The following is a 13571-nucleotide window of genomic DNA, read 5'->3' as shown; positions in this document are numbered from 1 at the left end:
CTCATCGCGCCGTCTCCGGCACGTTCATGAGAGAGAAGAGGTCGTCCGCGGCCGAGCGGTGCTGCCGGGCCAGCTCCAGCTGGCCACGGGTCTCGGCGGTGCGGGCGAGGTCCCAGAGCGCGCACGCCTCGTCGTAGCGCAGTTCCATGCGGCAGGCGATCTCGTGGGCCAGCAGCTGCTGGGCGCGCGCGAGTTCCAGCTCGCCCTGGGCGTACCGGACCCGTCCCACCGTGAGGTGGACGCCGGCCCGGTGGATGTCGCCGGTGCCCCTGGCGGCCTTGAGGAGGGCCTGGTCGGCGCTGTGCGCCGCCTCGTTCAGCTCCCCCATGCGCGTCAGCACGTCGGCCCGGCGGGCGAGGACGAGGGGCAGCACCGACGGCATGCTGATCCGCTCGCACCGTTCCAGTGCCGCGTCGGCCCGGGCGAGCGCCTCCTCCAGGCGGCCGAGCCCCTCCATCGCCTGGGAGAGGTTGCTCAGCGCGTCCACGGAGAGCTGGACCTCCTGGATCGACTCGAAGACGGACAGCGCCTGCTGCGCCGACTCCGCCGCCTCGTCGAAGCGTCCCAGGCGGACCTGGATCAGGCTGAGCATGCTGAGGGACGAGCCGCCGAGCCGGGTCAGGCCGAGCTCCTTGGAGCGCCGGTTGACCTCCTGGTTCAGCTCCAGCGCGCGTTCCAGCTCCCCCATGCTGTTGTACGCCTGCCCCAGCCGGGCCTGGCACGCGGCCTCGCTGTGCTCGTCGGCCATCTGCCGGGACAGCTCCACGGCCTCCTCCAGGCGGGCGATCGCGTCGCCCAGCTGCCCGAGGCGCCATTTGCCCATGGCGAGGTTGGTCAGGTTGAGCCGGGTCAGGGACAGGTCCCCGAGCCGTCGCGCGGCGCTCACCCCCTTCTCCAGGGCGGCGTTCGCGCTGGCGTCGTAGGCGCGGACGCTGGAGTGGAAGCCCAGTTCGCGCGGGAGCCGCGCCGCGTGCCACAGCAGGCCCTCGTCGTAGGCGGCGTCCACGGCCGCGAGCATGCCGTCGCGGTGCTGGTCGAGCCAGTGGAGCGCCTTGTCCTTGTGGTCGAACTCCTCGTGCGCGCCGCCCGCCTCGTCGCCCACGCTGCGTCGGCCGGGGAAGAGCGTGTCGCCGGCGCACTCGGCCATGTGGACGTAGTGGTCGAGCAGCCGGCGCACCGCCCGTCCGGTCTCCCACGTCCGCTCGCCCCGCGCGACCCGGTGGACGAAGCTGCGCACCAGGTCGTGCAGGGCGTACACCCCCGATTCCCGGGCCTCCAGGAGCCGGATGTCGACGAGTTCCTCCAGCACGCCCTCGGCCGTCAGGACGTCCGTGTCCAGGAGGGCGGCGGCCTCCTCGGTGTCCAGGTAGCGCCCGGGGTGGTGGCCGAGGAGGAGGAAGGCGGTGCGCTGGTCGTCGGGCATGGACTGGTACGACAGCAGCAGCGCGCCGGCGACTCCCCTGCCCTCGCTGGTGAGCTCGTCCAGCCGCCGGTTGTGGTCCCGCAGCCTCTCGGCGAGCCGCCGCAGGGTCCAGTGGGGGCGGTTCGCCAGCCGGGCCGCGGCGATCCTGACGGCCAGCGGCAGCCCTCCGCACAGGTGCAGCAGCTCGCGGGCCGCGTCCGGCTCGTTGCGGACCCGTTCCTCGCCCAGCGTCCTCAGCAGGATCTGGTGGCTGTCGGACTCCGAGAGGGCGCCCACGGAGAGCCATCCGGCTCCGTCGAGGCCGGTCAGCCGCGGCCGGCTGGTGATCAGGACCAGGCTGTCGGAGGAGGCGGGGATCAGTCCGCGCACCTGCTCGGAGGCGGCGGCGTTGTCCAGGAGCAGCAGCATGCGGCGTCCCCGGATGTACGACTGCCACCGCGCGGCGCGGCCGGCGGGCACCGTGGAGATCTCGTCGCTGGGCACGCCGGCGGCGGCGAGCAGGTCCCCCTGGGCGTCGAAGGCGCTGAGCGGCGTCTTGCCCGGGGTGAAGCCGTGCAGGTCGATGAAGAGGCTGCCGTCCGGGTACTGCTCGGCCAGCCGGTGGGCGGCGCGCACGGCCAGCGCCGTCTTGCCGCTGCCTCCCATGCCGTCGAGGGCGAGGACCGTCGGCACCCGGGGCAGGGCGCGGGCGGCCGCGTCGCAGACCCACTGGAGTTCCGCGTCGCGGCCCGAGAAGTCGCGGACGTCGAAGGGAAGGGCGTACGGCACCTCCGGCGGTTCGGCCGGGGCGGGGGAGGGCGGGCGGGCGGGATGGTGGACGAGCGACCGGTCCTGGCGCAGGATGCGTTCGTGGAGCTCGGTGAGCTCGACGCCCGGGTCGATGCCGAGCTCGTCGGCGAGGTGGGCGCGGGCGCGGGCGAACTCCGCGAGCGCGGCGGCCTGGTGGCCCGAGCGGTAGAGGGCGAGCATGAGCCGGCTGCGCAGCGTCTCGCGCAGCGGGTGCTCCTCGACGAGGGCCCGCAGCTCGCCGGTGACCTCGGCGGCGGCGCCCGCGGCGATGCACAGGTCGTAGAGCTGTTCGGCCGCGGTGAGCCGCTGTTCCTCCAGGGCCGCCGAGGCGGCGTCGATGACCCGGCCGCCGTCGCCGGAGAGCACCGGTCCCCGCCACAGGGCCAGGGCGTCGCGGAAGCGGGCGGCGGCCCGCTCCGGTTCCCCGGCCTCCAGCATCGCCCTGGCCTGGGCCAGCTGCTGCTGGTGGCGCAGCAGGTCGAGCTGGTCGGTGGTGACGTCCGCGCGGTATCCGGGTCCGTCGGTGACGATGAAGGGCGGGTCGCACGGGATGCGGCTGCGGAGCTTGGCGACCGCCTTGCGCACCTGGTGCTCGGCGCTGTCCGGGGGTTCCTCGTTCCAGCCGGCCGCGACGAGGCGGGAGACGGGCACGACGCGCCCGGCCTCCAGCAGCAGGGTCACCAGGACGCGCCGCTGGAGCGCTCCGCCGACCGGCACGGCCTCGCCGCCGCTGCGGACCTCCAGAGAGCCCAGCACGGCGAACTCCGGTCTGTGACCGGTGTCGTCCTGAATACGCCTCGACGTAGCAGCCTGCACCCTTTAGCCTCCCCCCGGACGGCATACCTGACTTCGCGAGAGTAGATCATCTCGTTCGGCGCATCACCAGGTGCGGTGCGGACTTGTCAACTAGGACCTGTCCGAAAAGCTGCGCGGTATGCCCGGAGGGGGAGCGCGCGGCGGCCGTGCGTACCGGACGCCGCGCGCGGGACGGGATCTTCCGGACGGGTCGGACCCGACGGGAAGGGTCGGACAGGCCCTAGGACGGGACCGGGGGGCGCAGGCGCAGGCCGTGCATGCCGTTGTCCACGGCGAGCACGGTGCCCACCGTCGCGCTCGACCGGGGGCCGGCCAGGTAGGCGATGGCGTCCGCGATCTCCTCGACCGTCACCAGGCGTCCGGTCGGCTGGAAGGCGTCCAGGGCGGCCCGGGCGGCCGTGGGGTCGGGCGTGTCCCGGAGGGAGCGGTCGATCCACGGGGTGTCGGCGGAGCCGGGGGCGACGCAGTTGACCCGGATGCCCTCGCGGACGTGGTCGGCGGCCATGGCCAGGGTGAGTGCCTGGACGGCGCCCTTGCTCGCCGAGTAGAGCACCCGCTGCTGCACTCCCGCCCAGGCGACGATCGAGCAGGTGTTGACGATCGCCGCGGCGGGCGAGCGCCGCAGGTGGGGTACGGCGTGCCGGGCGACCCTGACCATCCCGATCACGTTGACGTCCAGGACCCGCGCCCACTCCTCGTCGCCGTTCTGCGTCACGTCGCCGACCGCGCCGATGCCGGCGTTGTTCACCACGACGTCCAGTCTGCCGAACCGCTCGGCCACGGCGTCGACGGCGGACTTGACCTGGGCGTCGTCACGGACGTCGGTCCGGACGCCGAGGATGCCGTCCGGGAGCCCGTCCGGTTCCAGGTCGAGTACGGCGACCGAGGCTCCCCTGCTGTGCAGCAGTTTCGCCGTGGCCAGACCGATTCCCGACGAACCGCCGGTGACGATCGCGACCAGTCCCGTGAAGTCACTCACTGGTTCTCTCCTGTTGCGTGTCGAGGTGGGAGGTGTGCGGAGAAGGGGAACCGGCGGGGCACCGGTCCGGTCGGGGCCTCGGGAGCGGGGGCGTCACGGGAGCGGCTCCTCGCGTCGGCACAGCTCCCGGAGCGCGGCGCGGGCGATCGTGTCGTTCTGCCGGAAGAACTCGTCGTCGCTGCGCGGGGAGGGGAACCGGCCGGAGGCCAGCAGGGATCCCGAGAACAGGATTCCCGCCCCGAAGCGGCTCTCGTGGACGGTTCCGTCGGCACGCTTGAGGCGGTGCGCGTCGTCGGTCTCGATGAGGCGCGCGGTGTCGATGACCCCGGTGGGATAGCGGTCGCCGCCGTCGGGGGCCGGCGCGCCCTCCTCCCTGATCTCGTCGCGCCGGATGAGCGCGCGCAGCAGCGGGTCGTCCACGCGGAGCACGGTCCGCTCCGGGAGCCGGGCCTCGATGAGGGTCCGGGCCGTGACCGACGCGTCGACGTTGCCCGACCGCGCGTGGAACAGCCCCTCGCCGGTGGTCACCTTCGTCTCGGCGCCGAGGAACCTGACGACGCCGGCGCGGGTCAGGGCGAGGAGCTCCTCCAGCCGCGGTCCGGGCGGTCCGCTGGTGAGGAACCGGCAGAGGTCGAGGAAGGCGGGCAGGTCGTGGTCCCACGCGGTGGGCGAGAGCCTTTTCTCGCCGACGAGTTCGACCAGCCGGTGGAAGGCGTGGGTCAGGCCGTGCAGCATGGCCAGGCTCGCGCTGTGCCGGGGGTCGCGTCCGCGCCGGACCCCCGCGTCGATGTAGTCGGTCATCCAGTTCTGCAGGGCGTCCAGGTCGGGGAAGCGGCGGCCGGCCAGCGGCTGGACCGTCTCCTGCACGTCGATCCGGTCCTCGTCGAACCGCACCGCGCGTTCGACGAGTTCCTTGAGCTCCGGCCCGTCCCAGTCGAGGGTGTCGAGGCGCTCGGCGAACCGGCGGGCGTCGACGTCCAGGAGTTCCCCGTGCGATGCCGCGAGCTCGCGGTAGCCCGCGTGCGTGATCTCGCGGACCATCAGCGGCCAGAGGTCCAGGGCGAAGTCCAGGGGGCGGTCGCCGAGGGCGGCCACGGCCTCGGCGTCGAGGTGACCGCACGGTTCCGGGGTTCCGTTCAGGCCGTACTGCATCTTCGGCCAGTACGGCACGCCGCGCCGCGAGCCCACGTAGAGGACGGGTTCCTCGCCGGACGGCGTGTACCGCAGCTCGCCGGACGCGTCGCGGTGGAACGTGCCGCCGCGCCCGGAGGTCAGCAGCACGGCGGTGTCGACGAAACACAGTCCGAGTCCGCGCACGATCACCGGTTCCCCGGCGGATATGTGGTCGAGGGAATGGTCGACGGTCGATCCCGGCGGAAGATAACCGAGGCCGTGGGCGGCCGCGTATTCCGCCAGCCGTGCCTCTTCCGCGTTCGGGGCGATATCGACGTTTCCCTGCGCGAAGAGAACGACGTCGGCGTCCACCGGGGGAAGGCCGTCCGCCAGGACGACGCGCTGCCGGCCGAGGGGAAGGTCGTGCACGTCGACGGCCCGGCCCGTGTGCGAATGGACCCGCACCCGGGGCATGCCGTTCTCCACCGACTTCCAGAACGCCCACGAAAGATAGTCGCTCTGCGTCGTGCGGGTGGTGTACCAGCCGTCCCGCATCCTTCCCGCCTCGGCCGAGGCGGAGGGGGCGGGGAGGAATCCCGGGGGCGCCGGGAGGTTTCCCCCGGCCAGCTGCCGGGCCCATTCGCCGAGGGTGGGACCGGGGACGACCGGGCCTTCGCACGTGACGGTCTCGTCGGTGAACATGGTGCATTCGTCGGTCGTGGTGTTCATCCACAGCAGCGGTGACTGCTCGGACCGCCAGATGCGGCCGCCGCCCGGTGGATGGGGGTCGATGACGTGGACGGTGATCGGCCGGTCCGGGGCGCACTCGGCGGCGTTGGCGACGAGGCGTTCGAGGAGTGAGGTGCCGCGCGGGCCGGCGCCGATGATCGCCACGGTCGGTGTCCTGGTCATGTTCCGCTCCTACGCCTCGCTCGGGCTTGGTTCGTGTCGCATGGGTGTCGTGCCGTCCGGCGCGGCCGGGGCCGGGGCGGGTCCCGGCCCCCGGCCGCGCCGCGCCGGGGCGGGAGGCGTCAGCCCGGCACGCCCGTCAGCCGCGTGCCGGAGCGCCCGGCCGGGGCGGGCGTCGCGGAGCCGGGTTCGGCCGCGAGCATCATGAGCTGGGCGAAGGTCGGGCTCGCCCCGGCGGGGTCGCCGCCGGCCTGGCGCCACCTGCGGTACTTGGCGGCGTAGCTGATGACGGTCTCCTTGCCCTTGCGCGAGCGGGGCGTGGTGAAGGCGCCGGCCCACAGGCCGTCCCAGGCGGCGTAGCCGGGGTCCTGGAGCATGACCCGGTGGGCGCGGCCCAGGTTCCAGTGCGGGATGCCGGTGTTCAGGTGGTGGACCAGGTGGTACCGGTCGTTGTGACGGCTGATCAGGAACCGCTCCAGGAAGCGGCCGTGGCGGTTGCGGGTGAGCAGCACCGGCTGCTGCTCGCTCTCCGGCATCGGGTAGTGCTCGGCCAGTTCGGCGAGCCAGCCGATGGCCGCGTTGGTGGTGAACAGCGGGACGAACCAGAACAGGGCCAGCTCGGGCAGCCACCCGAACCAGGCGCAGACCCCGACGACGGCCGCCCACTGGGTGAGCACGACGACGCGCTCCACCCGGAGCGACACCGGCACGGAGACCGTGACCTGGGAGGCGTCGAAGAAGAGCCGTTCGCGGGCCACGTACCGGATGTAGTCGAAGGCGCGCAGTCCGAGGGCCGAGAGGACGAGGTGCTTGTAGAAGAAGTACCGGTCGGAGCGCTCGGTGTCGTACAGGCCGCACTCGATGTGGAAGCTGTAGTCGGGGTCGTTCTCGGCGTCGCCCAGGTTGCGGTGGTGGTTGCCGACGTGCGAGCTGCGGTAGGGGCCGAGCAGGTGCCACACCAGGTATCCGGAGAGCACCGTGCCGCCGATCAGGTTCAGCGTCCGGTTCCGGGCGAGCACCTTGTGGGACGACTCGTGCAGGAAGTGGGCGAGGAAGCGCTGGGTGGAGCCGATGACGACCAGGGCCACCGGATAGAACCAGTACGAGCCCGCGACGCAGAGAGCTATGGATCCGGCGATCAGTGCGTACTCGAAGAGAATTGCCAGCGGGCCGTGGTGGTTGTCGAGCCGGCAGAGCTCCCGGAGTTCCTTTCGGACCCCGGGAGCCAGTCGGTCGAAGTTCAGTTGCTCTATTGCGGACATGCCCGTCCTTCGGTCTGTACGCACGGTGCAATGCGTTCTTTCGGATGGAGGGAGACGCCGGACGGCGCCGTCCGCAGGACGTTATAGGCGCCTTGTCTCCGGGCACGTCTGCCACAGGTTTATCCGTGGGGGATCAAGGCATTTACCGGGACGCCGGAGACTAGTCATCTCGCTTATCCGTCACGGCTCGCCGTTGTGCCAGCATTGGCGCCCGCGTGTCATCAGACACCGCTTCCCGAAAGCCCCCCGGAGGTCCGCGACATGAAATCCGTGCTCGTTCTTTCCTGGATTGCCATCGGCAACGTGCCCGCCGCGGTCGAGGAGCTCCGGTCCCGCGGTCTGCGGCCGGTGCTGGTCTCGAACCTGCCGGACGACCCGAACGCCGGCCTCTGCGACGACCACCTGGTGTTCGACTGGGACGGCGAGGAGCTGTCGGCCCTCACGGCCCGGATCGACGAGCGGGGCATCGTGCCGATCGCCGTCGTCAGCATGATCGAGAAGCTGATCGAGTGGAACATCGCGCTCGTCACCCACTACGACCTCCCGGGCGGCGGCCCCGGCCGCGCCGTGCTGGCGAGCAAGAACCTGGTGCGGCGGCACATGCGGGACCTGGGCCTGTCCGGGATCAGGTTCACCGACGACCCGGCGGCCGTGGACTTCTTCCCCGCCATCGTCAAGCCCGCGCGGGAGTCCTCGGCCTCGTACCTGGTCAAGCGGGTGGACGACCGGGAGGAACTGCTCGCCCACCTCCGGCACCTGGAGGAGAAGGGGGCGGGCGGTGTGGAGCTGATCGCCGAGGAGTTCCTGCCCGGTACCGAGTTCTCCGTCGACGGGCCCGTGCTGAACGGCCGCTTCCACCCGCTCCTCGCGGTCGAGAAGCCCGACCACGACGACGTCAGGCACCATGACGCGGGCCTCGAGTTCCACCCGCCCCAGCAGGACCACGTGCGCGAAGGGGTGCGGGTCCTGTGCGAGGCGATCGACAGGTTGTGCGCCGACCGCGGCCTCGACCAGCTGTGGCTGCACTTCGAGGGCCGGAGCTCGCCGGAGGGCAGGACCGAGCTCGTCGAGATCAACGTCCGGGCCGGCGGCGGCGAGATCCCCCGGTCGATCCAGGAGCTGTACGGGATCGACGTGTTCGCGGTGATCGTCTCCATGGCGCTGGGCGAGTACGCGCCGCAGGAGCTGCCGACGCTGCGCGAGCGGCCGTTCATCGGCTGGATGGACGTGGAGGCGGAGGAGATCGGCACGGTGGAGGTGGTCACGACCGAGGCCGAACTGCTCGCCCTGCCCGGCGTCCTCCACGTGCGGCTGAACAACGGCTTCCGGGTCACGCGACTGGACATGGAGAACTTCTTCCTCACCTTCTCGATGACGGGCGACTCCCCGGAGCGGCTGCGCGAGCACGCGGCGCGGGTCCTCGACACCGTCGAGTACCGCGTCAGGCCGTGACCCGCTCCCCCGGGAACGTCTGAAGCCCGGTCCACCACCCGCGGGGTGTGGTGGACCGGGCTTCGCGCCGTCCGCTCAGGCGTCCGACGCGACCATGCCGGCCGTCAGCGTGGCCCCGTCGGCCTCGTCGACCAGCAGGAACGAGCCGGTGCGCCGGTGGTCGGCGTAGTCGTCGAGCGGCAGCGGCGAGGCCGTGCGCAGCGTGACGCGGCCGATGTCGTTGGCCTTCAGGGCCCCCGGGCCCGGCAGCCGGCGCAGCGTCTCCAGGTCGAGGACCGAGTCGAGCGAGCGGACCACGGCCCTGACCACGGCGGTGCCGTGGCGCAGCAGGACGCGGTCGCCGGCGCGCAGCGGCCGGTCGGCGATGTGGCAGACGGTCGCGGTCACCTCCCGGGTCACCCGCGGGGCCTGGTCGACGGCGGCGATGAGGTCGCCGCGCGCGACGTCCACGTCGTCGGCCAGGCGGATCGTCACCGACTCCTCGGCGCGGGCGGCGTCGACGTCGCGCTCGCCGAGCCGGTCGATCCCGGCGATCGTCGTCCGCCGGCCCGAGGGCAGCACGACGACGGCGTCGCCCGGGCGGAAGACGCCCGAGGTGATCTGGCCCGCGTAGCCGCGGTAGTCGCGGAACTCGGCGCTCTGCGGGCGCAGCACGTACTGCACCGGCAGGCGCGCCGGGGAGACCGAGGCGTCGCGGTCGGCGTCGACCGTCTCCAGGTGTTCGAGCAGGGTCGGGCCGGTGTGCCAGTCCATCCGTCCGGACGGCTGCGCGACGTTGTCCCCGCGCAGGGCGCTGACCGGGATCGCCGTCATCGCGGCGATGCCGAGCGCCCTGCCGTACTCCGTGAACTCGTCCGCGATCCGGGCGAAGACGTCCTCGGCGTAGCCGACGAGGTCCATCTTGTTCACGGCCAGGACGACGTGGGGCACGTTCAGCAGCGCGGCGACGGCGGCGTGCCGGCGGGTCTGCTCGACCACGCCGTGGCGCGCGTCGACCAGCACGACGGCGACCTGCGCGGTCGACGCGCCGGTGACCATGTTCCGCGTGTACTGCACGTGTCCCGGCGTGTCGGCCAGGATGAAGCGGCGCCGGGGCGTCGCGAAGTAGCGGTAGGCGACGTCGATCGTGATGCCCTGTTCCCGTTCGGCGCGCAGCCCGTCGGTCAGCAGGGCGAGGTCCGGGGCCTCCAGTCCGCGCTCGCGGGAGACCCGCTCGACGGCGTCGAGCTGGTCGGCGAAGACCTGCTTGGTGTCGTGGAGCAGCCGGCCGACGAGGGTCGACTTGCCGTCGTCGACCGAGCCCGCCGTGGCGAGCCGGAGCAGCGAGCCCGGCCGTGCGGCATCCGTGTTCCCGGCCGCGAGCGGCACCGTGGACATGCTCATCTAGAAATACCCCTCGCGCTTGCGGTCTTCCATGGCCGCCTCGGACATCCTGTCGTCGGCTCGGGTCGCGCCGCGCTCGGTCAGCGTCGAGGCGGCGATCTCCGCGATGATCTCCCGCACCGTCACCGCGTCGGATTCGACGGCACCGGTGCAGGACATGTCGCCGACGGTGCGGTAGCGCACCCGGCGGGTGTGGACCGTCTCGCCCCGGGCGGGGCCGCCCCAGTCGCCGGCGGTGAGCCACATGCCGCCGCGCCGGAAGACCTCGCGCTCGTGGGCGAAGTAGATCGAGGGCAGTTCGATCCGCTCGCGCTCGATGTACTGCCACACGTCCAGTTCGGTGAAGTCGCTCAGCGGGAAGACCCGCACGTGCTCGCCGGGGCTGTGCCGGCCGTTGTAGAGCGACCACAGCTCCGGGCGCTGGCGCCGCGGGTCCCACTGCCCGAACTCGTCGCGCAGCGAGAAGACGCGCTCCTTGGCCCGGGCCTTCTCCTCGTCGCGCCGGCCGCCGCCGAAGAGGGCGTCGAAGCGGTGCGCGGTCACGGCGTCGAGCAGCGGCACGGTCTGGAGCGGGTTGCGGGTGCCGTCGGGGCGTTCGCGCAGCCGCCCGTCGTCGATGTAGTCCTGGACCCGTGCCACGTCGAGGCGGACGCCGGCCCGGGCCGCGGCCCGGTCGCGGTACTCCAGCACCTCGGGGAAGTTGTGCCCGGTGTCCACGTGCAGCAGGCCGAAGGGGACCTTCGCGGGCCAGAAGGCCTTGGCCGCGAGGTGCAGCATGACGATCGAGTCCTTGCCCCCCGAGAAGAGCAGGACCGGTCGCTCGAACTGGGCCGCGGCCTCGCGGAAGATGTGCACCGCCTCGGCCTCCAGGGCGGCGAGGTGGTCCGGCGGCGCCGGCCGCGGCGGGCGCAGCGTGCCGGCGGTGTCGACAACAGTCATGTCACTCTCCTTCGTCACAGTCCCCGTGCAGCGAGCAGCGCACGCACCTGCCGGACCGACTCGTCGATCGTGTTGTGTTGCGTGTGGAGGCGCAGATCGGGGTCGACCGGCGCCTCGTAGGGGGCGTCCGCGCCGGTGAGGCCGCTGATCTCGCCCGCCGCCTGTCGGGCGTAGAGGCCCTTGACGTCCCGGGCGGCGCAGTTCTCCACGGGGGTCGCCACGTGCACCTCCAGGTAGCCGACGCCGTGTGCCGCGTGCTGGTCGCGCACCGCGGCGCGGGACTCCGCGTAGGGGGCGATGACGGGGGCCAGCACGGTGACGCCGTGCTGGGCGAGGAGCCGGGCGAGGAACCCGACGCGCCGCACGCTGGTGTCCCGGTCGGCCTTCGAGTAGCCGAGGTCGGGGGAGAGCGCGGCGCGGACCTCGTCGCCGTCGAGGACCTGGACGCGGTGGCCTTCGGCCGAGAGCCGTGCGGCGAGACCGGCCGCGACGGTCGACTTGCCCGCGCTCGGCAGTCCGGTCAGCCAGACCGTGCCGCCCCGCCATCCGGCGGTCCCGCCGTCGGTCGCGCTCATGCCGGGACCTCCTCGTGCGAGCGGTCCCGCGCCGCGCCGGCGCCGGCGAGGTGCACGGTGGTGCCGGCCCCGGCGAGGGCCCGGCTGACGGGGTCGGGGGTGCGTCCGTCCGCGACGCGGACGGTGGTGACACCGCCGGCCAGTGCCTCGCGGGCGGCGATGAGCTTGAGCGCCATGCCGCCGGTGGCCGACGGGTCGGGCGCGCCGGCGGGTGCGACCTCGACGCGGTCGCGGAGGCTGGTGGGGTCGCCGGGGTCGGCGAGGACCCCGGGCGCGCCGGTGAGCAGCAGCAGCCGGTCGGCGCCGAGGGCGGCGGCCAGGGCGGCGGCGGCGCGGTCGGCGTCGACGTTGACGGGCCGGTCGTGCTCGTCGATGGCCGGGGGCGAGACCACCGGGACGTAGCCGGCCCGCAGCAGGTCCGCGGGGAGTTCGGGGCGCACGGTGGCGATCCGGCCGCTGTGGTTGTCGCGGACCAGGACGGTGCGGCCGTCGACGACGGCGCGGACGGCGGCCTTCCGGCGGGCCCGCAGCATGCCGCCGTCCATGCCGGTGAGGCCGACGGCGGGCACGCCGTGGCGGGAGAGTTCCGCCACCAGCCGGGGTTTGACCGAACCGGCCAGGGCGAGGAGGACCACGTCGAGGGTGTCGGGGTCGGTGTAGCGGGTGGACACGCCGTCCGGTGCGACCAGGGTGCGCTGCGGGACGTCGAGCCGGCCGGACAGCCGGGCGATCTCGCCGGAGCCGCCGTGGACGAGCAGGATGGAGTGGCCCTGGTGGACCAGGCGGGCGATGTCGGCGCAGATGCCTGCGGCGTCGACGGCGGGGTTGCCGCCGCACTTGACGACGGTCAGGGGTGGGGTGATCACGCTCTCTCCGGTTCGGCCGGGGCTACAGCGGGTGCAGGCCGGGGAAGGTCAGGCCGAGGGTCTCGGGGAGACCCATGCGGACGTTGAGGGACTGCACGGCGTTGCCGGCACCGCCCTTGACCAGGTTGTCCAGGGCTCCGATGGCGCTCAGCCGGCGGGTGTCCTCGTCGAGGGCGAAGCCGACGTCGCAGAAGTTCGATCCGAGCAGGATCTTGGGGTCGGGGTAGCGGTAGATGCCGCGCTGGTGGGCGACGATCCGGACGAAGGGTTCGGCCGCGTAGCACTCGCGGAAGGCCCGGCGGACGTCCTTGGTGCCGACGCCCGGGCGCAGGGTGGCGTGGCAGAGGGTCTGGGCTCCGCGGACCGCCTCGACGCCGGTGGCGGTCATGGCGGCCGGCAGGCCGAGGTGCTGGGCGATCTCGGCCTCGTGCCGGTGCCGGGTGGGCGCGAAGACGCGCATCGCGCCGCTGCGTTCGGCGTGCAGGTTGGCCTGGCCCGCGGTGGCGCCCGAACCGCTGGAGCCGGTCTTGGCGTCGACCTGGGCGCCCCGCTCGGGGTCGATCAGGTCGTGCGCCACCAGGGGGTGGAGGGCGAGCACGGCGGCGGTGGCCATGCAGCCGGGCACGCTGATCAGGTCGGCGGTGCGCAGGCGCTCGCGGTAGAGCTCCGGCAGGCCGGGGACGAAGTCGTCCAGCAGCTTCGGCGCCAGGTGCTCCTCGCCGTAGTAGCGCCGGAAGACCTCGGTGTCGTGGAGCCGGAAGTCGCCGGTCAGGTCGAGGACGACGCCGGCGCGCGAGCGCCACTGCTCGATCTGGGTCATCGCCACCCGGTGGGGCAGCGCGAGGAACACCGCGTCGCTCTCCGGCGCGTCCTCGGCCGAGCAGAAGGTCAGATCGGTGACGGAGCGCAGATTGGGATGCACGCCGTCGATCCGCTTGCCGGGGAAGCGGGACGACACGGCGCCCACCACCTCGGCCTCGGGGTGCCCCAGCAGCAGCCGCAGCAGTTCCCCGCCGATGTAGCCGGCCGCGCCGACCACCGTCACTCGCAGCACGTCCACGCCCT

The 13571-nt window shown here is 73.0% G+C and carries 10 protein-coding genes; 1 reads left to right on the top strand and 9 read right to left on the bottom strand.

Annotation, left to right across the window (positions count from 1 at the left end; translation table 11 throughout):
* Position 1: 1 nt before the first annotated feature.
* The 4 genes from IE287_RS25545 to IE287_RS25530 all read right to left on the bottom strand — a co-directional run bounded on the left by IE287_RS25545 (position 2) and on the right by IE287_RS25530 (position 7291).
* The gene (locus IE287_RS25545) at positions 2 to 2968 is read right to left on the bottom strand and encodes an AfsR/SARP family transcriptional regulator (RefSeq protein WP_229883732.1); all 2967 of its coding nucleotides are present in this window, start codon (positions 2966 to 2968) and stop codon (positions 2 to 4) included.
* A 280-nt stretch (positions 2969 to 3248) separates the two neighbouring features.
* Complete coding sequence (locus IE287_RS25540; protein ID WP_189851527.1) at positions 3249 to 4007, bottom strand: SDR family NAD(P)-dependent oxidoreductase; 759 nt, start codon at positions 4005 to 4007, stop codon at positions 3249 to 3251.
* Positions 4008 to 4100: 93 nt separating this feature from the next.
* Complete coding sequence (locus IE287_RS25535; RefSeq protein ID WP_189851526.1) at positions 4101 to 6032, bottom strand: FAD/NAD(P)-binding protein; 1932 nt, start codon at positions 6030 to 6032, stop codon at positions 4101 to 4103.
* 119 nt (positions 6033 to 6151) lie between these two features.
* Positions 6152 to 7291 carry a fatty acid desaturase family protein gene (locus tag IE287_RS25530; RefSeq protein ID WP_189851525.1) on the bottom strand — a complete coding sequence of 380 codons (1140 nt, stop codon included), beginning with the start codon at positions 7289 to 7291 and terminating at the stop codon, positions 6152 to 6154.
* 261 nt (positions 7292 to 7552) lie between these two features.
* Here IE287_RS25530 and IE287_RS25525 point away from each other — a divergent pair, with 261 nt between their 5' ends.
* Positions 7553 to 8743 carry an ATP-grasp domain-containing protein gene (locus tag IE287_RS25525; protein WP_189851524.1) on the top strand — a complete coding sequence of 397 codons (1191 nt, stop codon included), beginning with the start codon at positions 7553 to 7555 and terminating at the stop codon, positions 8741 to 8743.
* Positions 8744 to 8818: 75 nt separating this feature from the next.
* Here IE287_RS25525 and IE287_RS25520 read toward each other — a convergent pair whose 3' ends face one another.
* Genes IE287_RS25520 through argC form a run of 5 tightly spaced genes read right to left on the bottom strand, consistent with a single transcriptional unit; the run spans position 8819 to position 13560 of the window.
* Positions 8819 to 10120 (bottom strand): sulfate adenylyltransferase subunit 1, encoded by a 1302-nt coding sequence (locus tag IE287_RS25520; RefSeq protein WP_189851595.1) that lies wholly within the window; start codon positions 10118 to 10120, stop codon positions 8819 to 8821.
* A gap of 6 nt (positions 10121 to 10126) precedes the next feature.
* The gene (gene cysD / locus IE287_RS25515) at positions 10127 to 11065 is read right to left on the bottom strand and encodes a sulfate adenylyltransferase subunit CysD (protein WP_189851523.1); all 939 of its coding nucleotides are present in this window, start codon (positions 11063 to 11065) and stop codon (positions 10127 to 10129) included.
* A 14-nt stretch (positions 11066 to 11079) separates the two neighbouring features.
* The gene (gene cysC / locus IE287_RS25510; protein ID WP_189851522.1) at positions 11080 to 11640 is read right to left on the bottom strand and encodes an adenylyl-sulfate kinase; all 561 of its coding nucleotides are present in this window, start codon (positions 11638 to 11640) and stop codon (positions 11080 to 11082) included.
* Positions 11637 to 12506 (bottom strand): [LysW]-aminoadipate kinase, encoded by an 870-nt coding sequence (locus IE287_RS25505; protein ID WP_189851521.1) that lies wholly within the window; start codon positions 12504 to 12506, stop codon positions 11637 to 11639. Before IE287_RS25505 ends, cysC begins: the two co-directional genes overlap by 4 nt.
* Before the next feature lie 22 nt (positions 12507 to 12528).
* The gene (argC, locus tag IE287_RS25500) at positions 12529 to 13560 is read right to left on the bottom strand and encodes an N-acetyl-gamma-glutamyl-phosphate reductase (protein WP_189851594.1); all 1032 of its coding nucleotides are present in this window, start codon (positions 13558 to 13560) and stop codon (positions 12529 to 12531) included.
* Positions 13561 to 13571 lie beyond the last annotated feature (11 nt).

Source organism: Streptomyces omiyaensis, assembly GCF_014650895.1.
Taxonomy (GTDB): Bacteria; Actinomycetota; Actinomycetes; order Streptomycetales; family Streptomycetaceae; genus Streptomyces; species Streptomyces omiyaensis.
Note: the sequence above shows the minus strand (reverse complement) of the source record. Positions and strands in the feature narration are given on the sequence as shown.